At 40.0% G+C, this 340-nt stretch carries 1 rRNA gene; it reads left to right on the top strand.

What is annotated here, in order from left to right:
- Window positions 1-100: 100 nt before the first annotated feature.
- A 5S ribosomal RNA gene (rrf, locus tag H7J92_RS17415) occupies window positions 101-216 on the top strand.
- The last annotated feature ends 124 nt before the right edge of the window (window positions 217-340 follow it).

The following is a 340-nucleotide window of genomic DNA, read 5'->3' as shown; positions in this document are numbered from 1 at the left end:
CAGTTTTGAGTGAACAAAAATTCACTAAAAAAGCTAAAAATAACACTTGCATTACTGCAAAGAAGTGTTATAATAGTAAATGTCTTTGGAAAAGGACAAGTCTGGTGACGATAGCGAAGAGGTCACACCCGTTCCCATACCGAACACGGAAGTTAAGCTCTTCAGCGCTGATGGTAGTTGGGGGCTTCCCCCTGTGAGAGTAAGACGTCGCCAGGCAACACTTTTTTGATCTATAATTTAGTGTTCCATACATAATGAAAGAGATCATTGAAGAGTATTAACAGTCACAGCAATGTGATGTTTATAGTAATTTTACCCAGGAGGATTAGCTCAGCTGGGA

Origin of the sequence: Sporosarcina aquimarina (assembly GCF_019748715.1) — a bacterium.
In the GTDB taxonomy this organism is placed as follows: Bacteria; Bacillota; Bacilli; order Bacillales_A; family Planococcaceae; genus Sporosarcina; species Sporosarcina newyorkensis.
The sequence above is the reverse complement of the archived record's forward strand: the minus strand, read 5'-3'. Positions and strand labels throughout refer to the sequence as shown.